Source organism: Pseudonocardia sp. GCM10023141 (assembly GCF_042653605.1).
In genome coordinates this window covers 144,820-170,653 of sequence record NZ_JBHSIR010000068.1, presented here as the reverse complement: position 1 = coordinate 170,653, position 25,834 = coordinate 144,820, and the positions used below count along the sequence as shown (strand labels likewise).

At 73.4% G+C, this 25,834-nt stretch carries 23 protein-coding genes; 16 read left to right on the top strand and 7 right to left on the bottom strand.

Features of this window, described 5'->3' with window-relative positions:
- The first annotated feature begins 178 nt into the window (after positions 1-178).
- Positions 179-481 (top strand): DUF4193 domain-containing protein, encoded by a 303-nt coding sequence (locus tag ACFPFQ_RS40155; RefSeq protein WP_379628494.1) that lies wholly within the window; start codon positions 179-181, stop codon positions 479-481.
- Positions 482-575: 94 nt separating this feature from the next.
- On the opposite strand, the gene ACFPFQ_RS40150 is transcribed toward ACFPFQ_RS40155, so the two are convergent.
- The gene (locus ACFPFQ_RS40150; RefSeq protein ID WP_379628493.1) at positions 576-1,055 is read right to left on the bottom strand and encodes a DUF3093 domain-containing protein; all 480 of its coding nucleotides are present in this window, start codon (positions 1,053-1,055) and stop codon (positions 576-578) included.
- Positions 1,056-1,162: 107 nt separating this feature from the next.
- Between ACFPFQ_RS40150 and dut the strand changes: the two genes are divergently transcribed.
- Positions 1,163-1,618 (top strand): dUTP diphosphatase, encoded by a 456-nt coding sequence (gene dut / locus ACFPFQ_RS40145; protein WP_379628632.1) that lies wholly within the window; start codon positions 1,163-1,165, stop codon positions 1,616-1,618.
- Positions 1,618-4,089, top strand: coding sequence for a DUF3710 domain-containing protein (locus tag ACFPFQ_RS40140; RefSeq protein WP_379628492.1), 2,472 nt, complete (start codon positions 1,618-1,620; stop codon positions 4,087-4,089). Before dut ends, ACFPFQ_RS40140 begins: the two co-directional genes overlap by 1 nt.
- Here the strand turns inward: ACFPFQ_RS40140 and ACFPFQ_RS40135 are convergent.
- Positions 4,074-4,703, bottom strand: a complete 630-nt coding sequence (locus ACFPFQ_RS40135) for an alpha/beta hydrolase (protein ID WP_379628491.1) — start codon at positions 4,701-4,703, stop codon at positions 4,074-4,076. The two genes, ACFPFQ_RS40140 and ACFPFQ_RS40135, sit on opposite strands and share 16 nt — an antisense overlap.
- Before the next feature lie 276 nt (positions 4,704-4,979).
- Between ACFPFQ_RS40135 and ACFPFQ_RS40130 the strand changes: the two genes are divergently transcribed.
- Together ACFPFQ_RS40130 and ACFPFQ_RS40125 are read left to right on the top strand one after the other, a co-directional pair.
- On the top strand, positions 4,980-5,357 hold the full coding sequence (locus tag ACFPFQ_RS40130) for an OB-fold nucleic acid binding domain-containing protein (protein WP_379628490.1): 378 nt from the start codon (positions 4,980-4,982) through the stop codon (positions 5,355-5,357).
- Between the two features lie 68 nt (positions 5,358-5,425).
- Positions 5,426-6,115, top strand: a complete 690-nt coding sequence (locus ACFPFQ_RS40125) for a DUF3159 domain-containing protein (protein ID WP_379628631.1) — start codon at positions 5,426-5,428, stop codon at positions 6,113-6,115.
- A gap of 161 nt (positions 6,116-6,276) precedes the next feature.
- Here the strand turns inward: ACFPFQ_RS40125 and ACFPFQ_RS40120 are convergent, their stop codons facing one another.
- Both ACFPFQ_RS40120 and ACFPFQ_RS40115 read right to left on the bottom strand, forming a co-directional pair.
- Positions 6,277-6,933: a potassium channel family protein gene (locus tag ACFPFQ_RS40120; protein WP_379628489.1), complete on the bottom strand. Its 657-nt coding sequence runs from the start codon at positions 6,931-6,933 to the stop codon at positions 6,277-6,279.
- Positions 6,934-6,938: 5 nt separating this feature from the next.
- A complete protein-coding gene (locus tag ACFPFQ_RS40115; RefSeq protein WP_379628488.1) occupies positions 6,939-7,601 on the bottom strand; it encodes a potassium channel family protein in 663 nt (220 codons plus the stop codon).
- A gap of 134 nt (positions 7,602-7,735) precedes the next feature.
- Between ACFPFQ_RS40115 and ACFPFQ_RS40110 the strand changes: the two genes are divergently transcribed.
- The 4 genes from ACFPFQ_RS40110 (at position 7,736) to ACFPFQ_RS40095 (ending at position 12,612) form a co-directional block, all read left to right on the top strand.
- Complete coding sequence (locus ACFPFQ_RS40110) at positions 7,736-9,793, top strand: APC family permease (RefSeq protein ID WP_379628487.1); 2,058 nt, start codon at positions 7,736-7,738, stop codon at positions 9,791-9,793.
- A gap of 11 nt (positions 9,794-9,804) precedes the next feature.
- Complete coding sequence (locus ACFPFQ_RS40105; protein WP_379628486.1) at positions 9,805-11,007, top strand: class I SAM-dependent RNA methyltransferase; 1,203 nt, start codon at positions 9,805-9,807, stop codon at positions 11,005-11,007.
- 85 nt (positions 11,008-11,092) lie between these two features.
- Entirely contained in the window at positions 11,093-11,941 is an 849-nt protein-coding gene (locus ACFPFQ_RS40100; protein WP_379628485.1) for an FAS1-like dehydratase domain-containing protein, read from the top strand.
- Between the two features lie 68 nt (positions 11,942-12,009).
- Positions 12,010-12,612, top strand: coding sequence for a PadR family transcriptional regulator (locus tag ACFPFQ_RS40095; RefSeq protein ID WP_379628484.1), 603 nt, complete (start codon positions 12,010-12,012; stop codon positions 12,610-12,612).
- Positions 12,613-12,918: 306 nt separating this feature from the next.
- Here ACFPFQ_RS40095 and ACFPFQ_RS40090 read toward each other — a convergent pair whose 3' ends face one another.
- Together ACFPFQ_RS40090 and ACFPFQ_RS40085 are read right to left on the bottom strand one after the other, a co-directional pair.
- Positions 12,919-13,137, bottom strand: a complete 219-nt coding sequence (locus ACFPFQ_RS40090; RefSeq protein WP_379628483.1) for a hypothetical protein — start codon at positions 13,135-13,137, stop codon at positions 12,919-12,921.
- 342 nt (positions 13,138-13,479) lie between these two features.
- Entirely contained in the window at positions 13,480-14,385 is a 906-nt protein-coding gene (locus ACFPFQ_RS40085) for a glycosyltransferase (protein ID WP_379628482.1), read from the bottom strand.
- Between the two features lie 20 nt (positions 14,386-14,405).
- On the opposite strand from ACFPFQ_RS40085, the gene ACFPFQ_RS40080 reads away from it, so the two are divergent.
- The 4 genes from ACFPFQ_RS40080 (at position 14,406) to ACFPFQ_RS40065 (ending at position 20,755) form a co-directional block, all read left to right on the top strand.
- Positions 14,406-14,711, top strand: a complete 306-nt coding sequence (locus tag ACFPFQ_RS40080; protein WP_379628481.1) for a hypothetical protein — start codon at positions 14,406-14,408, stop codon at positions 14,709-14,711.
- On the top strand, positions 14,708-17,191 hold the full coding sequence (locus tag ACFPFQ_RS40075; RefSeq protein ID WP_379628480.1) for a Tex family protein: 2,484 nt from the start codon (positions 14,708-14,710) through the stop codon (positions 17,189-17,191). Before ACFPFQ_RS40080 ends, ACFPFQ_RS40075 begins: the two co-directional genes overlap by 4 nt.
- 151 nt (positions 17,192-17,342) lie before the next feature.
- Positions 17,343-18,578, top strand: coding sequence for a M23 family metallopeptidase (locus ACFPFQ_RS40070; RefSeq protein WP_379628479.1), 1,236 nt, complete (start codon positions 17,343-17,345; stop codon positions 18,576-18,578).
- Positions 18,575-20,755 carry an FUSC family protein gene (locus tag ACFPFQ_RS40065; RefSeq protein WP_379628478.1) on the top strand — a complete coding sequence of 727 codons (2,181 nt, stop codon included), beginning with the start codon at positions 18,575-18,577 and terminating at the stop codon, positions 20,753-20,755. Before ACFPFQ_RS40070 ends, ACFPFQ_RS40065 begins: the two co-directional genes overlap by 4 nt.
- Here ACFPFQ_RS40065 and ACFPFQ_RS40060 read toward each other — a convergent pair.
- On the bottom strand, positions 20,745-21,437 hold the full coding sequence (locus ACFPFQ_RS40060; protein WP_379628477.1) for a haloacid dehalogenase-like hydrolase: 693 nt from the start codon (positions 21,435-21,437) through the stop codon (positions 20,745-20,747). The two genes, ACFPFQ_RS40065 and ACFPFQ_RS40060, sit on opposite strands and share 11 nt — an antisense overlap.
- Positions 21,438-21,579: 142 nt before the next feature.
- On the opposite strand from ACFPFQ_RS40060, the gene ACFPFQ_RS40055 reads away from it, so the two are divergent.
- From ACFPFQ_RS40055 to ACFPFQ_RS40045, 3 genes are all read left to right on the top strand, one after another.
- Positions 21,580-21,741: a hypothetical protein gene (locus tag ACFPFQ_RS40055; protein ID WP_379628476.1), complete on the top strand. Its 162-nt coding sequence runs from the start codon at positions 21,580-21,582 to the stop codon at positions 21,739-21,741.
- A 102-nt stretch (positions 21,742-21,843) separates the two neighbouring features.
- Positions 21,844-23,643 (top strand): HSP90 family protein, encoded by a 1,800-nt coding sequence (locus ACFPFQ_RS40050; RefSeq protein ID WP_379628475.1) that lies wholly within the window; start codon positions 21,844-21,846, stop codon positions 23,641-23,643.
- A complete protein-coding gene (locus ACFPFQ_RS40045) occupies positions 23,640-25,829 on the top strand; it encodes a hypothetical protein (protein WP_379628474.1) in 2,190 nt (729 codons plus the stop codon). The genes ACFPFQ_RS40050 and ACFPFQ_RS40045 overlap by 4 nt, the downstream gene beginning before the upstream one ends.
- Positions 25,830-25,834 lie beyond the last annotated feature (5 nt).

The window sequence follows — 25,834 nt, the reverse complement described above, 5'->3', positions numbered from 1 at the left end:
CTACCCTCTGCGCGGCCAGGGGGCTGCCGGCTCGAATACAGATCCACTTCCGGGCAGGCAAGAAGCTGAGACCCGCGTCACTCCGGCGCCGGGCACAAACACCGGTGCTGTGACGTTGTCCAGCCGCACGACGACGACCGTATGCAATTTTGGGTGCACGTGTAAGAGGGTGGGAACGATGGCAACCGACTACGACGCGCCGAGGCGCAACGAGACCGACGACATGGCCGAGGACTCGCTCGACGAGCTGAAGGCCCGTCGCAACGAGGCACAGTCGTCCGTGGTCGATGTCGACGAGACCGACACCGCGGAGAGCTTCGAGCTGCCCGGTGCCGACCTCTCCGGTGAGGAGCTCACCGTCAAGGTCCTGCCGAAGCAGGCCGACGAGTTCACGTGCGCCAGCTGTTTCCTGGTGCACCACCGCAGCAGGCTCGCCGAGACCAACGGCACGCAGTTCATCTGCCGCGACTGTGCGGCCTGAGCAGCACCTGCTGCTCTGAACGGCCGAAGCTCGGTACGACCCCGGACCGGTTCACCGATCCGGGGCTTCGTGCTGCCCGATGCGCTTTCCGGGGTCAGTGCCCGAGCACGGTCAGCAGCCGCTCGGGGTCCTTCACACTGAAGATCCAGTAGGGCGTGCTGTCGGCCGGGTCGAGGATCTCCACCCGCAGCACCGGCCCCACCCAGGCGCGATGCATCAGGTAGGCGGCCGGATCGAGGTCGGGGCCCAACGCCTGCTGCTTGTCGGCCTTGGCCACCACCTCGGCGCGGCCCAGGTGGCGCAGCGGCACCCGCGCGGGCCCCACCTGCAGCTCGCCGTCGGCCACCCGGATGCGGGTGCGGCCCAGCCAGAACAGCGCGCCGACGAACACCGGGATGCAGATGGCGTAGCCGATCCAGGACCGGACACCCGGGTACCCCATGTGAATCTCGGCGCCCAGCAGCACGGCCACTCCGATGACCGGCAAGTACCACCACCACGGCACCGACAACCGCTCGTCGAACCCGGAGCTGCCGGACGTCGCTCCGGGGAGCGGCGAAGGATGTTCGGTCACGGTGGTCGAGGGTAGCGTCGCCCGTCGTGCCCGGCCCCGTCGATGCTCCCCCGTACGCGCCGCCCGCCGCACCGCTCGTCGCGCCAGCGACAGAACGGCCGGTCGAGGTGCTCCTGACCCGTCTCGATGCCGGGCTGCCGATCCCGGCCTATGCGCGCGACGGTGACGCAGGCGCCGACCTGCACTGCACGTCCGACGTCGTGCTCGCGCCGGGGGAGCGGCAGCTCGTCGGCACCGGCGTGGCCATCGCGCTCCCCACCGGCTACGCCGGCTTCGTCCACCCTCGCTCTGGCCTGGCGGCGAAGGCGGGGCTGTCGATCGTCAACGCCCCCGGCACGGTCGACTCCGGCTACCGCGGCGAGATCCGCGTGTGCCTGGTCAACCTCGACCCGCGCCAGGAGATCCGGCTGCAGCGCGGAGACCGGATCGCCCAGCTGGTGGTGCAGCGCGTCGAGCGGGCGTCGTTCGTCGAGATCGCCGACCTGCCGCCGTCGGAGCGGGGGGCCGGCGGGCACGGCTCCACCGGGGGGCACGAGCGGCTGGCGTCTCAGGGGCCTGCCTAGTGGCGGCACGGCGGCAGGCCGCACTGCAGGTCGACCCGGTGCTGGACGACGACACCCAGGCCCAGGAGTACCTGCCCGGTGACGACGTCTCCACCGGGCGCGGACCCTACGACGTCGACGACATCGACCCCGAGGCCACCGACGCCACTGGCATTGTCGATTTCGGGGCCGTCCGCGTGGCGGTCCCCACCCGCGGCACCGTCGCGCTCGAGCCCGCCGAGGGCGGGCGGATGCAGGCCGTGCACGTCTCCCTGCCGGAGGGTCGCCTGTCGGTGAGCGCGCTGGCCGCCCCGAAGTCGTCGGCGCTGTGGCCGGAGCTGGTCAAGGAGATCGAGGTCTCCCTGCGCGAGGGCGGCGCCCGGGTCCGCACGTTCACCGGTGACTGGGGCCGCGAGCTGCACGCCACCACCGGCGCCGCCACGTCGGTCTTCGTCGGTGTCGACGGGCCCCGCTGGATGCTCTACGGCGTGGCCACCGGGCCCACCCGCGACGCCGGACCGCTCGACGTGGAGCTGCGCCGGATGTTGAGCGCCACCGTCGTCGTGCGGGGCAAGGCCCCGTACCCGGTGCGCACGGTCCTGCCGCTGACGACCCCGGAACACCTCGCGGAGGCCGCCGCGAACGAGGCAGCCGCAGCGGCCGCCGCAGAAGTCGCCGAGGCCGCGGCGGCCCAGGCCGTTGCCCCACCCACGAGGGCACAGCCGGCACCACCCCCGCCGCCCCCGCCGGCGCGGTACGCCCCGAGCGACGACACCGCCGCCGTCCCGACCAACGTGGTGGCGCCGCGCAACGGCTTCGGCCGCCCGGCCGGCGCGGACGCCGACGGGGAGACCCAGGAGCTGTGGCCGCAGCTGTTCCCGTCGGGCCGCAACGGCCGCGTGCGGCAGGTTCCCGGCCGGGTCATCCCGATCACACCCGCCCCGGCGAACGCCGCGGTCCCCGAGCCGTTGCGGCCACCCGTCTCGCCGCCGGTACCGGCCGCGCCGGCCCCCACACCGGACCGGGACGACGTCGACCTCGAGAAGGCCGACGTCGGCGCGCTCTGGGCCGATCCGCTGCAGGTCATCGCGGATGTCGAGGACCCGTCGGTGTTCGACCTCGACGTCGACCCCGACAACCTCGCACCGGCCCCACCCGCCGCGCCGCCACTCCCCGAGTCCCCGGCGGTGCCCGAGGCGGAGCTCCCGACGGTGCCGACGCCCGTCGTCACCACCGACTCGACCCCGCGGGCCGGGCGGCGGCGCCTGCGTGCGGAGCCGGTGGCCACCCAGCCCTGGTCGTTCGACCCGACTCCGGGTCGCCATCTGCGGGCCGCTCCCGCGCCCGCTGCGCCCCCGGCACCGGTCGCGGAGCCGGCGGTGACCGGTTCGGGACGGCACCTCGCGGTGGGCGCCGCCCCCGGAACGCCCGGCACCGACACGCCCGCCCCCGGAACGCCCGGCACCGACACGCCCGCCCCCGAAACGCCCGGCACCTTCCGGCCCGGCCGGCACGCGGGCGCGGCCGCTCTGTCGAGCACGGGACGCCGCCACCTCGCCGACCCGTCCGTGCCCGCGGTCGCGCTCCTGAGCGGGACGTCCCCGGAACCTGAGGAACCGGCCGCAGCCGCGCCCCGCCGTCGCCGTCGGGCCGCTGCGGATCCCGAGGCCACCCGCTCCGCCCGGCACCTCGCGGTGCCGCCCACTCCGCAGGCCCCTCCCGTCGAGGCCCCTCCCGTCGAGGCTCCGGTGGAGGTGGAACCGGAGCCGGTGAGCAGCCGTTCCGGGCGGCACCTCGTCATCGAGCCGACGCCCGTCGATCCGGTCGGGGGCGACGCGCGGACCGAGCCCTTCCCGGTGCTCGCGCCCGGCCGCGGCCGCCGTCATGCGACGCCGGGTACCGACACCACGTCGGTCTTCGCACTCGCCGAGCGACTCGCCGTCGACACCTCCCGCCGGTCGCGGCGCCGCGCGGCCGAGCCGGATCCGACCCCGGCCCCGGTCATCGAGGTCCGTTCGGACCCGGAGGGTGCGGCGCTCCCGCGGCGCAACCGGCGCCGAGCCGAGGAGCATGCCGTCGACACCGAGATCGCGGCCGCACTCCCGTACTCGGTGTCGCCGTCCCCGCTCGCTGCGCCCCGGCACGCACCTCCCGACCCCGATGTCTCGCAGCGGCGGGATCCGGGCCTGTCGGGGCTCGCCCTGTTCGGTGCCGAGCCTGAGGAGGACGGTGGCCGGTTCGGGCGCACGTCCGAGACGATGCCGGCGCCGGCGTACACGCTGTCGCTCGGGCGCCACGGCACCGTCGCCGCCGACCATTCGACGGGCGACTGGCCCGCGGTCCGGCCGGTACGGGAGCCCGAGTTCGTGCGGGAGCGGTCGCACCACCGCCGCGCGGCCGACAGCGGGCCGGACGGGTCCGAGTCCCCGGTGGCTGCGCTGGTGCGGGAGCACGCGCCGCCGCCCAGGGGGCGGCACTACCGGCCGGAGTGACGCCCCGGCGGGGGACCGTCGCGGAGCTGCCCGGCCTGCAGCCAGCCCAGCACGGTCGCCCGGCCGAGCACCTCGGGATCGGCACCGAACGCCGCCAGCGTCGCGGTGTGGAGCACGGCGCGCGGCAGCAGCGACAGCCAGTGCCGCGCCTCGGCCAGCGGGTGCACCGGGTCGTCGACGAGCGCGGCGAGCCCGGTCGGCACGGCCAGCGACGCCAGCGCGGCCGGTCGCGGTCCCGGCTCGGCGGCCGCGGCGTCCAGCGCGGCCGCGAGCCCCGACCCGTAGCCCGGCCACGCCCGGCTCAGCTCGGCGGCCAGCCAGGGCGGTGACCCGGTGCGGGCGGCAGCCAGCGCCGCCTCGACACCACCGGCGCGCACGAGGTCGGCGGTGGCTCTGGCGGCCTGCGCGGCGGGTGCGCCGGCAGCGGGGCCCGACCATGCCGGGAGCGCGAGCAGCAGCCCGGCGAGGTGCTCGCCCGCGTCGTGGCGGCGCTGCGCCGCCCACGTCGCCGCGACGTGAGCCCCCAGCGAGACCCCGCCCGCGACGAACCGCTCACCATGGGTGACCGCCCGCTCCAGCGCCGCGTCGAGAGCTGCCCGGTAACCGTCGACCACATCGGCGCCGTGCCGGGGTGACGGAGCTTGCAATGTGATCCCGACCGCGCCCAACGGGCCCCGGAACGCGGATCGGACAAAAACCTCGTCCGATGCGGAACCGGGCAGGACAACAGCACTGATCATGGTGGTAAACGACCGTTCGGCGCACGACGTGGCAACCATGACCCGATCGGTGCGATCGGTGCCTGCCAGGGTCAGCGGGGGAGGTTTCCGGCGGGTTACATTGGGAATGTATCGGGCCCGGTTCGGGGCTCGCAGCGACTTGGGAGAGAGATGGGCGGCACCGAGGGCGGCACGTTCCGTCGCATGCTGCGCAAGCTGACGAGCGACGTCGAGGTTCTCGACGCCGATGACCTCTCCGAAGACGCTGTACAGGAGGGCGCCCAGCGCGCCGCCGAGTGTGCCTGCGGCCAGGAAGTCACCGTGTTCGGTAGGTTACGCAGCGTGGAGTTCGGACCTCAGGACGCGGATGCGTCCCTGGAGGCCGAGCTTTTCGACGGAACCGAGGGAGTCACGCTGATCTGGCTGGGACGACGCCGAATCCCGGGTATCGAGCCCGGGCGCACGATGCGGGTGCGCGGGCGCCTCGCCATCCGCGATGGGCGCAAGGTGCTCTACAACCCGTTCTACGAGATCTGCCAGGCCCAGTGACGGCAGGTTCACCCGCACCGGATCCCCGCTCGACGGAGCTCCGCCCGGCCGATCCCCCTACCGTGGAGATGCGTGCCGTGCCGCCGGCCACCGGCGACGCGGAGCCGCGCACGGAGGAGATCGCGCCCGTCGACGAGCCCGCCGAGCGGGAGTTCCCGACGATCCTCGAGCAGATGGGCGGCATCGAGGGCATGGTGGTCTCCACCATCCCGGTCGCCGTGTTCGTCGTGGTCAACATCGTCGCGTCGCTGCAGCCCGCGCTGATCGCGTCGCTGGCCACCGGCGTGGCCGTCGCGATCTACCGCATCGTCCGCAGGCAGCCGCTGCAGCCCGCGATCGGCGGCCTGTTCGCCGTCGGGGTGGCGGCGTTCATCGCGTACAAGACCGGTGAGGCGCGCGGCTTCTACCTGCCGGGGCTCATCACCAGCGCCGCGCTCGGCCTCGCGTTCCTCGTGTCCGTGATCGTGCGCTGGCCGCTGGCCGGCGTGGTGTGGCACGGCATCAAGGGCGAGGGGCAGTCGTGGCGGGAGAACCCCCGCATGCTGCGCGCCTACATGTGGGCGAGCGTGGGTTGGACCATCGTGTTCGCGCTGCGCCTGGTGGTGCAGGGATTCCTGTACAACGCCGACGCCGAGACGCTGCTGGGCATCGCGCGCCTGGCCATGGGCTACCCGCTGTTCGGGCTGGCGCTGCTGGGCACCGTGGTGGCCGTCAACCGCGCCAACCGCACCCCGCACCCCACCGCGCCAACCCAGTAGCCACGGCGCCGACGTCCCGACATCGGCGCGGTGGCGATTTGGTTGGCGCGGCCGCGCTGAGGGCCCCGGCGGGGCTCCGCCGGGGCCCACCGCGCCAACCCCGTGGCCACCGCGCCAACGTCTCGACATCGGCGCGGTGCCCAACGGGTTGGCGCGGTCGTTCAGGCCTCCAGCGCCGCCCGGATGTCCTGCTCGACGGCCGACGTGGCCACGAACAGCAGCTCGTCGCCGGGCTCCAGCGCATCGTCGGACTGCGGCACGATCACGCGGCCGCCACGCAGGATCACGACGAGCGCCGAGTCGACGGGGAGCTTGATCGAGCGCACCGGACGGCCCGCGAGCGGGGTGTCGGCGGGAAGCGTGACCTCGACGAGGTTGGCCTGACCCTGCCGGAACGTCATCAGTCGCACCAGGTCTCCGACGGCCACGGCCTCCTCCACGAGCGCGGCGAGCAGCCGGGGGGTGGACACCGCGACGTCGACGCCCCAGTTCTCGCCGAAGAGCCACTCGTTGCGGGGGTCGTTCACGCGCGCGACGACGCGGCGCACCGCGAACTCCGTCTTCGCGAGCAGCGAGACCACGAGGTTGACCTTGTCGTCGCCGGTGGCGGCGATGACGACATCGCAGCTCTCGACGCCGGCCTCCTCCAGCGACGCGAGCTCGCAGGCGTCGGCGTGCACCCACTCGGCCTGCTCGACGGCCTCGGGCTCGATGTGGGACAGCTCCCGCTCGATGAGCATGACCTGGTGCTTGTTCTCCACCAGCTCCAGTGCGATGGACCGGCCGACGGCACCGGCCCCTGCGATCGCGACGCGCATGCGGATCAGCCTTCCTGCGGCGGGGCGGCGGCAGCTGCGGTGACGTCGCTGACCGTGCCGGACACGGCCGCGACGTAGACGACGTCCTCGGCCTGGACGGCCGTGTCGGGCTTGGGGAGCACGCCGGTGCCGAACCGGACGATGAACGCGACGCGGCTGCCGGTGGCGGCCTCGAGCTCGCGCACGGGGCGTCCGGCCCACAGCTCGTGCACCGGCAGCGGCAGGATCGCGACGGTGCCGGTGGGCTCGCGCCACGCCGACGCCACGCCGTCGGGCAGCAGCATCCGCATCAGGCGGTCGGTGCTCCACGGGACGGTGGCGACGGTGGGGATGCCCAGACGCTCGTACACCGCGGCGCGCTTGGCGTCGTAGATGCGGGCGACGACCCGTTCGATGCCGAACGTCTCGCGCGCCACCCGCGCGGAGATGATGTTGGAGTTGTCCCCGCTCGAGACGGCGGCGAAGGCCTGCGCCTTCTCGACCCCGGCCTCGATGAGGACCTCGCGGTGGAAGCCCTGCCCGACGACCTGACGACCCCGGAACTCCGGGCTCAGCCTGCGGAACGCCTGGGGGTCCTTGTCGATCACGGCGACCTCGTGGCCCAGCCGTTCGAGCCCTGCGGACAGGGACGAGCCGACCCGCCCACATCCCATGATCACGACGTACATCGTGGCCCTTCCCACCTCATGGGTCCGATGCGCATTCCGGACGGTACGCACAATCCCGGCGCACACCACACCCCTGCGCGCCGCAAAGGGAACGCTATCGCGTTGACCTGCGGCCCACCGCATAGGCTTCTGCTGTGCCCAAGCTCGGCGTCGCCGTCAAACGCATACTGGTGGGGCGTCCCCAGCGCAGTGATCGACTGTCTCACAACCTGCTGCCCAAGCGTGTCGCGCTGCCGGTGTTCGCATCCGACGCCATGTCCTCGGTGGCCTACGCGCCCGAGGAGATCTTCCTGACGCTGTCGGCAGGCGGGATCGGGGCGTACGTCTACTCGCCGTGGGTCGGTCTCGCCATCGTGGTCGTGATGCTCACGGTGGTCACCAGCTACCGCCAGAACGTCCACGCCTACCCGTCCGGTGGGGGCGACTACGAGGTGGCCACGGTCAACCTCGGGCCGCGGGCGGGGCTGACGGTCGCGAGCGCGCTGCTCGTGGACTACACGCTGACCGTCGCCGTCTCGATCTCGTCGGCCGCTGCCAACATCGGCGCGCTGATCCCGTGGGTGGCCGATCACAAGGTCGAGTTCGCGGTGGGCGCCATCGTGGTGCTCACCGCCGTGAACCTGCGGGGCATCCGCGAGTCGGGTGTCGCGTTCGCGATCCCGACGTACGCGTTCATCGCCGGGATCGCCGCGATGATCATCTGGGGCTTCACCCGCATCCTGCTGGGTGACCACATCCTGGCCGAGAGCGCGGGTTTCCAGCTCGCGCCCGACGGCGAGGACCACACGGGGATCCTGCTCGTGCTGCTGGTGCTGCGGTCGTTCACCCAGGGCGCCGCGGCGCTCACCGGGGTCGAGGCGATCAGCAACGGCGTGCCGGCGTTCCGCAAGCCGAAGTCGCGCAACGCCGCCGCCACGCTGCTCATGCTGGGCGGCATCTCGGTGGTCATGTTCTCCGGGCTCGTCACGCTGGCGCTGATCACCGGCGCGAAGATGGCGGAGGACCCGGCCGGCCAGCTCGTCGGCGCACCTGCCGGCTACGTCCAGCAGACGTTGGTGGCGCAGCTGGCCGACGCGGTGTTCAGCAACTTCCGGCCCGGCTTCTTCTTCGTCATCGTGTTCACCGCCCTGATCCTCGTGCTGGCGGCCAACACCGCCTACAACGGCTTCCCGGTGCTCGGCTCGATCCTGTCGCAGGACCGGTACCTGCCCCGCCAGCTGCACACCCGCGGTGATCGCCTCGCCTTCTCCAACGGCATCCTGGTGCTGGCCGGCGTCGCGGTCGTGCTGGTCGTCGGGTTCCAGGCCGACGTCACGCGGCTGATCGCGCTCTACACCGTTGGCGTGTTCACCTCGTTCACGCTCAGCCAGAGCGGCATGCTGCGCCACTGGCACCGGCTGCTCGCCGTGGAGACCGAGCCGGGCGCCCGCCGCCGGATGCGGCGTTCCCAGATCATCAACGGTTTCGGCGCGATCATGACCGGTGTGGTGCTGGTGATCGTGTTGATCACCAAGTTCACCCGCGGGGCCTGGATCGCCATCGCCGGCATGGTGGTCTTCTACGTCCTCATGCAGGCCATCCGCAAGCACTACGACCGGGTGTCCGCCGAGCTCGTCGCCGGCGAGGGCGACGGGGTGCTGCCGTCGCGCAACCACGCGATCGTGCTCGTGTCCACGCTGCACAAGCCCACGCTGCGGGCCGTCGCCTACGCCCGTGCCACCCGGCCCGACCAGCTCGAGGCGGTCACCGTCAACGTCGACGAGGCCGACACGAAGAAGCTCATGCTCGAGTGGGAGAAGCGCAAGATCCCGGTCACGCTCAAGGTCATCGAATCGCCCTATCGCGAGATCACCAAGCCGGTGCTGGACTACGTGAAGCGGATCCGCTCGAGCAACCCGCGCGACGTGGTCACCGTGTTCATCCCGGAGTACGTGGTGGGCCACTGGTGGGAGCAGATCCTGCACAACCAGAGCGCGCTGCGCCTCAAGGGCAGGCTGCTGTTCCAGCCGGGTGTCATGGTCACGAGCGTTCCGTGGCAGCTCGAGTCGTCCGAACGTGCTGCCGCCCGCCGTCCGGAGCTCGCGCCCGGCTCGGTGCGACGCGGCTACGAAGCCACCAAACCCGTCGGCGCCGCGTCGGCGCCCGTACCCGCCGAACCCGTGAAATCCGAGCCCGTGAAGCGCAGTCCGTGACAGGAATCGCCATGCCAGCCACCCCGATCGTCCGGCCGCCAGTCGACTGGACCGACCGCATCCTCGAGCTCGAGGTCGGCCCCGTCGCGCACGGCGGCCACTGCGTCGCCCGCGCCCACCCCGAGGACGACCCCAGCGGGCCCGGCCGCGTCGTGTTCGTCCGGCACGCGCTGCCGGGTGAGCGCGTGCGCGCCGTCGTCACCGAGGACGGCGGCGGCGCGTTCTGCCGGGCCGACGCCGTCGCCGTGCTCACGCCCTCACCGCAGCGGGTCTCGGCGCCGTGCGCCTGGGCCCGGGCCGGGGGGTGCGGCGGCTGCGACCTGCAGCACGCCACCCCCGAGGCCCAGCGCGACCTCAAGGCCGCGGTGCTCGCCGAGCAGCTGCAACGCCTCGCCGACGTCGCATGGCCCGTCGTGGTGGAGGAGCTGCCGGGCGGCCCGCTCGGCTGGCGCAGCCGGGTTCGGCTGGCCGTCGACGAGGAGGGGCGCGCGGGCCTGCGCGCCCACCGCAGCCACGACGTGCTCCCGATCGCCGACTGCTCGCTCGCTCCGGCGGGCACGCTCGCTCCGGTGCTCGACCACGAGTTCGCACCCGGTGACGAGGTCGAGGTCACCGTCGACGTGGACGGTGTGGTGCACGCCGACGACGGCAGCCCCGCCGTGCAGCGCGCCGCCGGCCGCGAGTGGCTGCTCTCGCCCGGCGTCTTCTGGCAGGTGCATCCGGCGCTGCCGGACGCGCTGGCCGCGGTGGTGGGGGAGTGGGCGGCCGCCCCGGCGGGTGGTGTCGCGTGGGATCTCTACGGTGGCGTCGGGTTGTTCGCGGCGGTGCTGGCCGGTCAGGTCGGTCCGGAAGGCTCCGTCACGGTCGTCGAGTCGGCGCGCCAGGCCGTGGCCGACGGGCGGGCGGCGCTGGCCGACCTGCCCCAGGTGGACTGGCGCATCGGGCGCGTCGAGAACGTGCTGGGCGGCCTCGTCGGGCGCCCCGACGTCATCGTGGCCGACCCGCCCCGCCGCGGCCTGGGTCGCGAGCTGGTCGACGCGCTGAGCCTGCGGGCACCCGCCCGCATCGTCTACGTGGCGTGCGACCCGGCGGCGCTGGCCCGTGACGTCGCGGGGTTCTCGGCGCAGGGCTACGAGCTCGCCGAGCTGCGCGCGTTCGACGCCTTCCCGATGACGCATCACTTCGAGTCCGTGGCCCTGCTGGTCCGCACCTGACCGTCGAGAACGTGGTTGCTGTGATCAACAGGTCCTGTGGATCACAGCAACCACGTTCTCGACGGGAGTTTGCGAGGATGGGGGCGTGGACCTCGGCACGTACCTGACCGGATGGGCGCCAGCGCCCGTCGAGACCGTCGCCCGCATCGACGCCTGGCCCGGCGAGGCGTTCGCCGGGCTGCTGGACCAGCCCGCACCGGGTGACGTCCTGCCGCCGATGTGGCACTGGTTCCACCTGCTCGAGCACCCCGCGCAGGCCGAGCTCGGCGACGACGGCCACCCGGCGCACGGCCGGTTCCTGCCGCCACTGCCCGACCGGCGCCGGATGTTCGCAGGCGGGCTGCTGCGGATCCACGCCCCGTTGCGGGTGGGCGACGAGGTCACGCGCCGGTCGTCGCTGGTGTCGGCGACGCCGAAGACCGGGCGCAGCGGGTCGATGGTGTTCGTGAAGCTGCGCCACGAGTACCTGGTGGGGGGCGACGTCGTGCTCGACGAGGAGCAGGACTTCGCCTATCGCAGCCAGCCCGCCGGTGTCGAGCGCGGTCTCCCGACGGCCGCCCAGCCGGTCGAAGTGCCCGCGGTGGCGCCCACCGCGCTGCCCTGGCAGGTGGTGCTGCAACCCGACGCGCCGGTGCTGTTCCGCTTCAGCGCGCTCACCTACAACACCCACCGCATCCACTACGACCAGCCCTACGTCACCGGGGTGGAGGGCTATCCCGGGCTGGTGGTGCACGGGCCGCTGCTGGCGCTGCTCCTGCTGGAGCTGCCCCGGCGGTTCGCGCCGGAGCGGGAGGTCGCGGAGTTCTCCTACCGGCTGCAACGGCCCGCGTTCGCGGGCACGCCGATCCTCGCCGCCGCCGAACCCGACGGGCCGCTCAGTGCCGGGGCCCCGGGCCGGGCGCCGTCGGTGACGGGGAGCGTCACGTACCGCTGAATGCAGGGCGGCCGTTGCGGCGACTATGGCAACATGCCCTAGTGCAGCATGCATCAGGGACGCCGTGGATGACGCTGCGCCGCGCGGATCGGGACCTGCCCGGGCTCACCGTGCTCGCGCTGCTGCTGACCGGCCCGCGGCACACCTACGAGATGCACCGCATGATGATCGACACGCACAAGGACTTCGTCACGGGCCTGCCGCGGAGCATGTACCACTCCGTCGAGCGACTACTGCGCGATGAGCTGATCGGCATCGCCGACACGATCCGCGACGGCACCCGTCCGGAACGGATCGTCTACGCGCTGACCGCCGCCGGCCGGGTCGAGCTGGTGGCTCGCGTGCAGAGGCTGCTGGCCACGCCCGATGCGGACGCGACGCTGCTGGTGGCGGCGCTGTCGTTCGTCGGGTGCCTCGCCCCGGCCGACGCGGCGACGGCGCTGCAGGCCCGCCACGACGCGCTCGCGACGAGCGCCGTGGCCATGGAGCGCACGCTCGCGGAGACGCCCGTGCCGCGCGTGGTGCTGCTCGAGGTCGAGTGCGAGCTGGCCAGGGTCTCGGCCGAGCGGGACTGGGTGGCGTCGGTGGTGGCCGAGCTGACGGACGGGCGCCTGAGCTGGCCGGCCGACCTCGCCGACCTGATGACGCCGGAGGTGGCACCTCCGGAGTGAGCAAGACGGTCCGGGGCGGCGTTGGCGCGCCGCTCCGGACCGGAACCACACCACGAAACCAGTGGCCGCGCGGCACGGCTCGGGATTGCACCGGTGAGCCTAACGCGGCCCTGTCCACGAAAGGATCACCATGACCCTCTCGATCCCCGATGCGCTCCAGTGCCGGATCGGCGCGTTCCAGAACGCGCGGGCGCACTCGTGAGCCGGGCCGGGCTGCAGCGGGGCGTCGACGACCTGGCGAGGCGGATCGAGCAACACCGAAGCGCCGGAACCAGCTGACCCGATCGACCGTCGAGAACGACGTTGTCATGATCGAAAGGGCCTGTTGATCACGGTAACGTCGTTCTCGACGGGCGCGCACCGGCGTGCGGACCGGCCGGACCAGGCCATGCCGACGGCGGTCGTCGAGGGCATCGCTGCGCCCGCCCTGAAGCCCCGGTAGAGCCCGAGGACGAGTCCCAGCAGGAACGCGACAGCGATCAGCGTCGCGAGAACCTTGGCCACACTTCTCAGCATCTCCACCACACCCTTTCGTGATGTGACCAGTGGGACATGTCTCCGGGGGTTCGGCCAATACCGCGCGCGATACAGTTCCGGCCGGTTCTCAGACATTGGTGGCGGTATGTCCATTCGGGGTACGGATCCGTACTCGAACTGGACATCGTGTGATTTCTGCGTGATATGGTTAGCCATGCTCGGAGAGCACGCGGCGGCCGTCCACCTCGATCCTCGAGGAAATGCCGACGGCCGAACGGCGGCGCTACCTTCGCTGCGAAGTCGTGACCGAAGGGCTCTGGCGCACTCTCGGTCTGAAATGGCGCGATCGGGTGCCACCGGAATACAAGCGGCTCGGGCCGGATCCGTTGTTCATCGAGGTGCCGGTCGAGGAACGCAGCCGCAGCGCGCCGCCGGAGGCGCGGCACAAGGCGCTCGACGTCGAGCCTGCGGCACCGGCACTTCGGGCCGCGGATGCAGGACTGGGGTGATCGGTTCGACGACCTGCAGCAGGGCCGGGAACCGCTGGCCCGCATCCCGATGTCGGCCTTCACGGTCACGCAGCTGGGCTGAGGGGACCATGATCGCTGACGGGGCCATGATCGCGGTAGCGGCGTGCACCGCGAACTCGTCCATGGCCGACACGAGCACCGTGCCGTCGGCGGCGAGCACGTTGTACCGCCGGGCGCCCGTGAGCGGGCAGTGCCGGCCGAATTGCACGGTCGGGAGCGTGAAGTAGCCCCACGTCTCGCCGTAGCGGCGCAATGCGGCGCACCGGTGGTATTCGAGCTGCTCGCGATCGGCGGAATGCGAGTCGGGGCGCTTGAAAGAGCGGTAGGTCTCGGTGCTGACCACAGCGACGTCGTCGGGCTGTAACCAGCCCATCACGCGCAGGAACCAATCGGTGAGTTCGGCATAGCGGACGCGCGGGTCGAAACCGTCGACCTTCCCGAAGAGATCGCGGTGGACGATGGCACCGTGCACGGCGAACACCGTGCTGAACAACGGATCACCGACCACGCGGTGCAGCTGCCGCCAGTAGTGGATGAACGTGTCGTTGCGGTGGGAGACCCTGCTGCCGTCGAGCCGGTGCACCTCGCACTGCCCGAGCACGAACCGGGCCCCCGAGCGCGTGGCGGCCAGCAGCGTCCGGATCGACGACACCGGCAGCTCGTCGTCGCTGTCGAGCCAGATGAACCAGGTGCCGGTGGCCTGGTCGCACGCGGCGTTGCGCGGCGCGGAGATGCCGCGGTTGCGCCCGTCGCGGAAGGCCCGCACCGATCCGGGTCGGGATGCCGTTGAGCCGCGTCAGGCCGCTGACGCACGCGATGGTGGCCGCGTCGGTGGACCCGTCGTCCCAGACCACGACCTCGATCGGCTCCGCGCAGTCCTGCACCATCGCGCTGCGCACGGCCCGCAGGATCAGCCCCGGCGGGGTGTCGCGGACCGGCATGATCACCGAGACGGCCGGGCGCACAGCGGTCTCCCACGACGGGGGACGGCCGCTGCGGGGCACGCCGCGGATGTTAGTCAGCGGCCATCCGGCCCCAAGTGGCGGCCCGGGGGTGATTCCGTCGGTCCCACCCGTCAACATGTACCCGTGACCAGCAGCACGGCGCCCCGCACGAAGTTCACCGTCCAGCAGCGCATCGCCGACGAGCTCGGCGTCCGGCCGAACCAGGTCGAAGCGGCCGTCGAGCTCCTCGACGGCGGCGCGACGGTGCCGTTCATCGCCCGGTACCGCAAGGAGGCCACCGGCACCCTCGACGACGCGCAGCTGCGCACGCTCGAGGAACGGCTCACCTACCTGCGCGAGCTGGAGGAGCGCCGCACCGCGGTGCTCGAGGAGATCCGCAAGCAGGGCAAGCTCGACCCCGAGCTGGAGGAGCGCATCCTCGCGGCGGAGTCGAAGGCCCGGCTGGAGGACATCTACCTGCCGTTCAAGCCCAAGCGCCGCACCAAGGCGATGGCCGCCCGCGAGGCCGGGCTGGAGCCGCTGGCCGACACGCTGCTGGCCGATCCGGCGCAGGATCCCGCCGCTGTGGCCGCCGGCTACCTCAACGAGACGATCGCCGACGTCGCCGCCGCGCTCGAGGGCGCCCGCGCGATCCTCGTCGAGCGCTTCGGTGAGGACGCCGATCTGATCGGCGGCCTCCGCGAGCGGATGTGGACGAAGGGCCGCCTGGTCACGAAGGTGCGCGAGGGCAAGGAGACCGAGGGCGCCAAGTTCGCCGACTACTTCGACTTCTCCGAGCCGTTCACCAAGCTGCCGAGCCACCGGATCCTCGCGGCGTTCCGCGGGGAGAAGGAGGAGATCCTCGACGTCGCGCTCGAGCCGTCCGACGCGCCCGCGGAGCCCGCCATCCCGACCGAGTTCGAGCGCACGATCGCCATGGCCTTCGGCATCGCCGACCAGGGCCGCCCGGCCGACAAGTGGCTCGGCGAGGTCGTCCGCTGGGCCTGGCGCACCCGGATCCTGCTGCACCTGGGCATCGACATCCGGGTGCGGCTGCGCACGGTCGCGGAGGAGGGCGCCATCGGCGTCTTCGCCACCAACCTGCGCGATCTGCTGCTGGCCGCGCCCGCCGGCAGCCGCCCCACGATGGGGCTGGACCCCGGCCTGCGCACTGGTGTGAAGGTCGCCATCGTCGACGCCACCGGCAAGGTCGTTGCCAAGGACACGATCTACCCGCACGAGCCGCGCAAGGCGTGGGACGCCGCGCTCGCCACGCTCACGAGGCTGGCGGCCACCCACAACGTCGAGCTGATCGCCATCGGCAACGGCACGGCGTCGCGCGAGACCGACCAGCTCGCCCGCGAGCTCGCGGCCAAGAACCCCGCGCTCAAGCTGGTGCCGGTCGTCGTCAGCGAGGCGGGGGCGTCGGTGTACTCGGCCTCGGCGTACGCATCGGCCGAGCTGCCCGACCTCGACGTCACCATCCGCGGCGCCGTCTCCATCGCGCGGCGCCTGCAGGATCCGCTCGCCGAGCTGGTGAAGATCGACCCCAAGTCCATCGGCGTGGGCCAGTACCAGCACGACCTCGCCGAGTCGGCGCTCTCGCGCTCGCTCGACGCCGTGGTCGAGGACTGCGTGAACGCCGTCGGCGTCGACGTCAACACCGCCTCGGTGCCGCTGCTGCGCCGCGTCTCGGGCATCACCGAGGGCCTGGCCACGCAGATCGTGCTGCACCGCGACACCAACGGCCCGTTCCGCACCCGCACGGCGCTGGCCGACGTGCCGCGGCTGGGCCCGAAGGCGTTCGAGCAGTGCGCGGGCTTCCTGCGCATCCGCGGCGGCGACGACCCCCTCGACGTCTCCGGCGTGCACCCCGAGGCCTACCCGGTGGTCCGCAAGATCCTGGGCGCCGCCAAGGTCGACATCTCCGCGCTCATCGGCAACGCGCCGAAGCTGAAGTCGCTGCAGCCCAAGCAGTTCGTCACCGAGCAGTTCGGGCTGCCCACCGTCACCGACATCCTCACCGAGCTGGAGAAGCCCGGCCGCGACCCGCGCCCGGCCTTCCGCACCGCCACGTTCGCCGAGGGCGTCCACAAGATCTCCGACCTGCAGCCGGGCATGCTCCTGGAGGGGCAGGTCACCAACGTGGCCGCGTTCGGTGCGTTCGTCGACGTGGGCGTGCACCAGGACGGGCTCGTGCACGTCTCGGCGATGTCCAAGCAGTTCGTCTCCGACCCCCGCGAGGTCGTCAAGTCCGGCGACGTCGTGCGCGTCAAGGTGATGGAGGTCGACGAGGCCCGCAAGCGCATCTCGCTCACGCTGCGCCTCGACGACGAGCCCGGCGCCGGCAAGCAGCCGCGGCAGGACCGCGGCGGCGCGCCCCGGGAGAACCGGGGCGGCGAGCAGCCGGGCCGCGGCGGCGACAAGCGCGGCGGCAAGGGTGGCCGTCCCGACGCCAAGGCGGGCGACAAGCGGGGTGGCGACAACCGCGGTGGCGACCGGCGCGACAGCCGCGGCGGCGGCGGCGGTGGGCGACCGGGCGGCGGCTCCACCGGTGGGGGCGGCGGTCTCGGCAACAGCGCCATGGCCGACGCGCTGCGCCGGGCCGGACTGGCCAAGGACAAGTAGGCGGACGCTGCTCGCACACACCTCCGGGTGCCCGCACACACCATGCACGGTGTGTGCGGTGCACCTGCGGTGTGTGCGGGGTAACACCCCGGTCCCGCCCGGCGAGTCCTCGGCGTCCGCCACACCGGGTGGCGCTGCGTGAGGAGCTCACATGCCGACGCCATCGCGGGCACCCCGACGACGTGCGCTGGCGGCCGTCGCCGCCGCCGCGCTGGGCCTGACCGGCTGCTCGGTGGCCGCCGCCGCCACCCCCGCCCCGGCGACGGCCGCCCCGGCAGCCGGGAACGACGCCGCCGCGGTGCTGAGCCCGATCGCCGTGTTCCCGCTCGCTCCCGCGGCACCCGTGCTCGGCGCCGACAACCTCGTGCACCTGGCCTACGAGCTGGTGATCGCCAACCAGAGCGCCAGCACCGTGACGCTGACCAGCGTGTCCACCCTCGACGCCGGCCACGGCGACGCCGTCGTCACCACCGTCGAGGGCCCGGCGCTGGCCGCCGCGCTGCGCCCGTCCGGACCGGGCACCGGCACCGCGCTGGCGCCCGGCGGTTCGGGCTACCTCTTCCTCGACGCCACGCTGGCCGCCGACGCGCCGGTGCCCACCGGCCTGCGCCACCACTTCGCCATGACGCTGACGGGTTCGGGTGCGGCGCAGCAGGTCGCGTTCGGCGGCGTGCCGGTGACGGTGTCGCCACAGGAGGCCGTCGAGGTCGCACCACCGCTGCGGGGCGGGGGCTGGATCGTGGGCAACGGGTGCTGCGTGCTCAACGCGCACCGCGGCGCCACGCTGTCCATCGACGGCACCGTGCACGTCGCCGAGCGCTTCGCCATCGACTTCGTGCAGGTCGACGCCGCGGGGCACCTCTACACCGGCGATCCGGCCGCCACCGCGTCATGGCCCTACTTCGGTGACGACATCCTGTCGGTGGCCGACGGCACGGTCGTCAGCACCCAGGACGGTCAGCCCGAGCAGGTACCCGGAGCCCTCCCCGCGGGCCAGACGGTGCAGACGGCGGGCGGCAACAACGTCGTCGTCGACATCGGCGACGGCCGGTTCGCCTTCTACGCCCACCTGCAGCCCGGTTCGCTCACCGTGCACCCGGGCGATCACGTCCGCACCGGCGATGTGCTCGGCAAGCTGGGCAACACCGGCAACACCGACGCCCCGCACCTGCACTTCCACGTGATGGACGGCCCGTCGCCGCTGCTCAGCAACAGCCTGCCCTACGTGTTCACCGCGTTCACCGGGCAGGGCCGCGCCACCGGCGAGGAGGCGCTCGCTCCGCCGTTCGCTCCCGTCGCCGCCACCGTGGCCGTGGATCCGGCCGCGCTGGCCGGGGCACATCACCGCCAGCTCCCGCTGAACCTGCAGGTCGTCGACTTCGGATGACGGTCGCGCAGCGCGCGACGGCAGGGCTGCGGCGCCGCGACCCGGACCTCACCGTCGTGCGGCGCGCCGTGCGCGTGACGGTCGCTGCCACCGTCGGCTTCGCGGTGTGCCGGTACGGCATCGGGGACGCCACGGCGGCCCTGTACGCGCTGTTCGGGGCGATCGCGATGGGGGTGCTCTCCGACGTCAGCGGTACGCCCGCGGCCCGCACCCGTACCTACCTGGCCGCACTGCTCGCCGGGCTCGTGCTCGTCACCATCGGGACGCTGCTGGCGGTGGACACCGTTGCGGCGTCGGTCGGGATGCTGGTGGTCGGGTTCGCGGTGGCGTACGCCGGGATCGGTGGGCCGCGACCGGCCGGGATCGCCAACGGGCTGCAGCTGTTCTACGTGCTGCCCTGCTTCCCGCCGTACGCCCCCGACACGCTCGACGCGCGGCTGATCGGGCTCGCGCTGGGCGTGGGACTGCTCGCGCTGGCCGATCGGGTGATGCTGCCGCCCCCGACCCCCGCCGACGTCGTGCCCCGCATCGCCCGCTCCGCGGCCGCAGCCGCCGGTTACGCACATGCGCTGCAGGGGGCACTGCTCGCGGGTGCCGCGCCGGACGGGGCGTCGCTGGGCGCGCTGCGGGCCGATGCTCACGACGTCGCGGCGCAGCTGCGCTTGGCCGCGGTGCCGACGCCGATGCGGCCCTCCGGTCCCGGGCTGCACGACCGGAGCCTGACGGCGGCGGCGACCGCGGTGCGGCTGCTCACGGCCCGGTTGGGCAGCTACGCCGACCTGCTGGGCGCCCCGGACGTCGCCCCGGCCTCCGCGGAGGCGGCCGCCGTGGTGGGCGCCGTCGCGGAGGCGCTGGAGCGGGTGGCTGCGGTGCTCGAGGCTGGGGTGCTCGAGGGTGGAACGGCGTCGCTGGACACGGCCGACCTGGACACCGCCTTCGACCGTTACCTCGAACGGCGTGGTCAGCGGCTCGCCGGCGGGATCGGCCCACCGCCCCGGCTGATGGCAGCGCTCGCCGTCGCCGCGATCACCGAGTCCACGCGCACGCTCGTGCTAGCCGTCCGCGGCGCCGAGGGTCAGCCGCCGCCTGCCGCGGCCGCCACGCCCGCGGGCCTGTGGTTCCTGCACGCCACGACGGCCGGGCTGTGGCGTCGACGGCTGCGGGTGCACCTCACCGTGCGCTCGGTGTACCTGCAGAACGCCATGCGGCTGGCGCTCGGCCTCGCAGCCGCCAGGGCCGTGGCGGGCGCGTTCGACCTCTCGCACGGGTTCTGGGTGCTGCTGGCCACCCTGAGCCTGATGCGGACGTCGGCGGTGGCGAGCCGCTCGGCGCTGGTGCCGGCGTTCGCCGGGACCGTGGTGGGCGCGGCCGTGGCCGGGGGCGTGCTGACGCTGCTCGGCACGGACGTCCCGGTCTACGCGGCGCTCGCGCCGCTGTTGATGGTCGTCGCCTTCGCCGCGGGCCCGCTGTTCGGCGTCGCCGCCGGCCAGGCCGGCTTCACCGTGGTGGTGGCGGTCATCTTCGCCCAGGTGGCGCCCGCGACGTGGCGGCTGGCCGAGACGCGGCTGCTCGACGTCGTCGTCGGCGGGCTCGTCGGGGCGCTGATCGGCGCCGCGGTCTGGCCCCGTGGCGGCCGCGGTGAGGTCCGCCGGGTGGCCGCCGCCGCGCTGCACGCCGCCGCCGCCGAGATCGGCGCGACCGCGGCGTTCCTCACCGGCCCCGACGCCCCGGGCCCGCCGGCGCCGGAGCTGGGGCGCCTCGCGGACCTGTTCGACCACACCTATGCGCAGTACCGGTCCGAGCCCGCCGGTCCGGGAGCCGACCCGGACTGGCTGGTGCTGGTCGGGGTCGTGCGCCGGGTCGTCACGGACTCCGCGGTACTGCGCGCCGAGCACCCGCAGGCCGACGCGCTGCCGTGGCCGGAGCTCGCCGACCGCGTGCGCGCCGCAGCGGTCGTGCTCGCCGGGGCCTTCCGCTCGGCGGCCGTCGCCGTGTCCGGTGGCGTCGTTCCGGACGGCGCCGCCGCCGGTGCCCGCGCCGCGATCGCGGCGCAGCGGCTCAGCGGCGAGTTCGCCGCGGCACCGGAAGAGGCGCTGCGCGCGTTCGATGTCTGGGCCTGGCTGTTCAGCCTGGTGACCGACCTGGAGAACGTGGAACGAGCCCTCGTCAGCCGGTGAGCACGGCGACGGCGGCGGCGACGTCGCTGAGGTCGTCGAACGTGTGGTGGGCGCCCGCGGCCGCCAGCTCCGCCGCCGTGGCCGGCCCGGTGGCCACCCCGACGGCCACCACCCCGGCCCCGAGCGCGGCCGCCACGTCGTGCACGGTGTCGCCGATGACCAGCACATCGGTGTCCGCGATGGGCCCGTGCACGGCCTCGGCCCGCTCGCGGGAGCGCAGCACGAGCTTGCTGCGCACCGCGTGGTCGTCGCCGTACCCGCCGATGGTGGTGTCGAAGAACCGGTCCAGCCCCAGCGCCGCCACCTTGCCGATCCCGACGGCGGCGATGTTGCCCGTGACGAGCGTCTGCACGACGCCCGGCCGCTCCGCGAGCGCCGTCAGCACCTCGGCGACCCCGGGTAGCAGCCTGCCCTGGGTGGCGAACTGGTCGTGGCGGGTGGCGAACTCGCCGGCGTACCGGTTGAAGAAGGCTTCGAGGTGCGGGTCGGCGTCGTCGATGCCGTGGTGGGCGAACAGCTCCGGGGTGATCGAGAGGTCGGTGCGCCCGGCCGCGACGAGCACCCCGGACCACGCCACCCCGGTGACGGCGGTGAACGCCGCGGCGTAGGCCTCCACGCCGATCCCACCGCCCCACAGGAGCGTGCGGTCGACGTCCCACATGAGCAGCCGGGTTCGGGTCACCCCGCGATCCTGCCCTGTCACCCCCTCAGCATCGGCGAGATTCCGGTCTCCTTCGGGCGTTCGAGGGACGTGAATGCCTCATGTGGCGTGTTGTCCCTTACGTCCACTGTGAGTGGACACAACAACGGAAAGAGGAGGGGTCATGGTCGGATGGATCATCCTGGTGGTGCTGCTGGTCGTGGCCGCTGCGGCGCCGCGCTACGGCACGGACAGCCGCACAGGTCACTCAGGTGCTCGGCGTCGGATCGGTGACGACCTGCGCGACGTGCGCCAGACGCTGACGCGGTTCGCCCGCGCGCACTGAGTCCCCGCGCGCACTGAGCGTCGACGCGCCACCCGCCCGACTGATCGTCTTCCCGGGTCGTTACCGTCTCGGGGGACGCTTCGTCGGGGGGACGGACAGCCGGTGAACCGCACTTTCCAGGTCGATCTACGTGGCGTGGTGGATCTGCTCAGCCACCATCTGTACGGCAGCCCGCGGGTGTACGTGCGCGAGCTGCTGCAGAACGCCGCCGATGCGATCACGGCGCGGCGGGCCGCCGAACCGGATGCGGCGCGACCCGATGCGGTGCACATCGAGCCCAGCGAGGTCACCGGCGACGGCACGCTGCGGGTGCACGACACGGGCATCGGGCTCACCGAGGCGCAGGTCCACGAGCTGCTCGCCACGATCGGTCGCAGCTCCAAGCGCGACGAGCTGGGCTTCGCCCGCAGCGAGTTCCTGGGGCAGTTCGGCATCGGGTTGCTCTCGTGCTTCCTGGTGGCCGACGAGATCCGGGTGCACACCCGCCACGGCGACGGGCCCACCGTGTCGTGGACCGGGTTCGCCGACGGCCGCTACACCGTCACATCGGCGGCGCAGCAGCGGTCCGAGCCCGGCACCACCGTCACGCTGGTGCCCCGGCCCGGCGCCGAGCACTGGCTGGGCACGGGCCCGGTCACCGAGCTCGCCCGCCTCTACGGCGGGCTGCTGCCCGTCGACGTCACGGTGGCGGGCGAGCGCACCACGTCCGGGCCGCCGCCGTGGTCGCCCGCGGCCGGGGAGAGCCCGGCGGCCCGGCGCGCGGGCCTGATCGCCTATGCCCGCGAGCACCTGGGGTTCATCCCGTTCGACGTCATCGAGCTGTCGGTGCCGGAGGCGGGGCTCACCGGCGCCGCGTTCGTGCTGCCGGCGCCGGTCAACCCGGCGTCGCGGCCAGGGCACCGTGTCTACCTCAAGCGGATGCTGCTGGCCGAGGGCGTGGACGGGCTGCTGCCCGAGTGGGCGTTCTTCGCGCGGTGTGTCGTCGACACCACCGAGCTGCGCCCCACCGCGAGCCGGGAGGCGCTCTACGCCGACGACCTGCTCGCCGCCACCCGCGAGGCGCTGGGCGACCAGCTGCGCGGCTGGCTCATGCGGCTGGCCGAGGGTGATCACACCGGGCTGACCGACTTCCTGCGCGTCCACCACCTGGGCGTGCAGGCGCTCGCGCTGCACGACGACGAGATGCTGCGCCTCGTCGAGCAGTGGTGGCCGATGGAGACCAACACCGGGCGCATGACGCTCGCCGAGTTCCGCGAGCGCCACGGCGTGCTGCGCTACGTCACGAGCAGCGACGAGTTCCGCCAGCTCGCGGGCGTCGCGGCCGCGCAGAGCCTGCCGGTGATCAACGGCGGCTACACCTACGACACCGAGCTCATCGAGCGCCTGCCCGGCCTCGACGCGGGTGTGCTCATCGAGCGGCTCGAGCCCAGCGACCTGACCACGCGGTTCGACTCCGTCGACCCCGGCATCGAGCTGGCGCTGCGGCCGTTCCTCCTGCAGGCGCAGCGGGTGCTCGACCGGCTGGGGTGCGAGGTGGTGCTGCGGGCCTACGACCCGGTGTCGCTGCCCGCGCTGTACCTGGTCAGCCGCGAGACGCTGTTCGCCGAGGCGCTGGCCACCACCGGCGAGCAGGTCGACGACGTCTGGGCCGACGTGCTCGGGTCCCTCGCCGCGTCCGGACCACCGGAACGCCCGCAACTGGTGCTCAACCACCGCAACCCGCTGGTGCGCCGCATCACCACGCTCGCCGACGTCGAGCTGGAGACCCTCGCCGTCGAGGCGCTCTACGGGCAGGCGCTGCTGCACGGGCACCATCCGTTGCGCCCGGCCGACGCCGCCCTGCTCAACAACTCGTTCCTCGGCCTGCTCGGCCGGGCCGTCCCGGGGCAGGCCGACGCGTGACCGGGCACCGGGACGGGAGCGGCGCCGACGAGCTCTGGCGCGCCATGGGCGAGGCCCACGCCATGCCCTACGGTGCCGGGCAGATCGCGGCGGCCGAGCAGATCATCCGGCGGGCCGACGCCACCGGCGACGCGCACCTGCGGTTCGCGGCCCGCATGCTCGGCACGGTCGCCTACGTGTGGGGTGGGGAGCGCGGCAAGTCGTTCGTCACGTTCTCGTGGTGCCTTGCCGACTTCGACCGCTCACCGTCGGCCTACCACGAGCACTACACACATTCGCTGATGTGGCACTTCAAGACGATGATCGGGTCGCTGGTGTCGTTCCCCGACGTGCCGCTCGATCGCACCTGCACGGTTCTCGACGACATGGAGCGCCGCTTCCGGGAGGCCGGTCACAGCCTGGCGGCGGTGCACAAGTCCCGCCACATGGTCGCGCGCTGCGTCGGCGACACCGCGGCTGCCGAGCACTGGTACCGCCGCTGGGTCACCGCTCCGCGCGACGACCTGTCCGACTGTGCGGGGTGCGATCCGTCCACGCAGGTGGCCTACCTCGCCGAGCAGGGGCGCGACGAGGAGGCCGTAGCGCTGGCCGAGCCCGTGCTCGCCGGGCAGCTGGGCTGCTCCGAGCAGCCGCAGGGTGTGCTCACGGCGCTGCTCGTGCCCTACGTCCGCACCGGCCGCCTCGAGCAGGCGGCCGAGGCGCACCGGCGGGCCTACCGGCGGCTGCGCGTCAACCTGGCCGACCTCGCCGACATCGCCGAGCACATCGCGTTCTGCGCGCGCACCGGCAACGAGGTGCGCGGACTGGAGATCCTCGAGCGGCACCTGCACTGGCTCGACCGGGCCCCCACCCCCGACGCCGCGATGGAGTTCGCCGCGGCGGGAGCGCTCGTCCTGCGCCGCCTCGCCGCCGCGCACAGCGAGCTGAGGGTGCGCAGGCCGGCCTTCGGGGAGCGCGCCGTCGCCGAGGTCGGTGTCGCCGAGCTCGCCGCGGAGCTGGCCGCCATGGCCACGGGCCTCGCGGCCCGGTTCGACGCGCGCAACGGCACGGCACATCGCAGCGCGGTGGTGGCCGGCGTGCTCGCGGCCGAACCGCTGGTCGAGCACCTGCCGCTCTCGGCCACCGTCCAGCGCCGGGTGGTGGCGCCGGTTCCGATCGGATCGGCGGTCGCGACGGCTGCAGGCGCCCGCTCACACCCCGATGATCACCCCGGTGTCGACGCGGTGCGGGCCCGCGTCGAGCAGGCCAGGGAGGCGGCCGCGGCCGGCACGTTCGGCGACGCCGTCACCCACTACGTCGAGGCCGTGGCGCTGTGCGCCGAGCAGGGACGCACCGCACAGGGCGCCCACTTGCGACTCGACCTCGCCGAGGCCTACCGGGGCGCCCACCGCTGGCTGGCCGCCGCGGAGGCAGGGGAGGAGGCGCTGCCGCTGCTGCAGCGCCACGGCGCGGATGCCGACGTGCTGCGCTGTCGCCTGCTGCTGTCGGAGGTCTACCGCAACCTCGACGAGATCGACGCCGCGCTCGGCCAGCTCGACGAGGTGGTGGCCGCGGTCGCCGTCACGGGCGATCTGGTGCGGCTCGCGCGCGCCCACGAGACCGCCGGTGAGCTGCTCTACCACCGCAACGACGACGCGGCCGGTGCGCTGCGGTTCACGATGGCCGCGGCGGCCTTCCAGCGGGCCGATCTGCGCGTCGACGAGCTGCGCGCGCTGCGCCGGGCCGTCGTGGCGTGGCGGTGGGCCGACGAGCCGGAGTCGGTGCTGGCCACCATCGCCGACGCCGATCGCGTGGCCGACGCGCTGCCCCCGGACGTCGCCGCCGAACCCGCAGCGCGCTGGGAGGTGGCCTACCTCGGCCACGAGGCCGCGCGGTCGCTGCTCGACATGGACCGGCCGGTGGAGGCGCTGCTGCGCATCGTCGAGGTGCCAGGGATCCTGCGGTCGATCGAGGCGTTCGGCGAGGCCGTGGAGTCGGAGCTGCTCTACACCGACATCCTGCTCGACCTGGACCGTCCCGAGGACGCCGAGCCGATGCTGCGCGCAGCCATCGCGGGCTTGCCCCGCGACGCCGACGACCGCTACCTGGCGGCTTGGCGGCTGGTCCGCGCCCTCGCCGCGCTGGGCCGCGACGTCGACGCCGCCGCCGTGCGCGTGGAGTACGGGTTCGACGAAGACGACTGCTGAGCGCA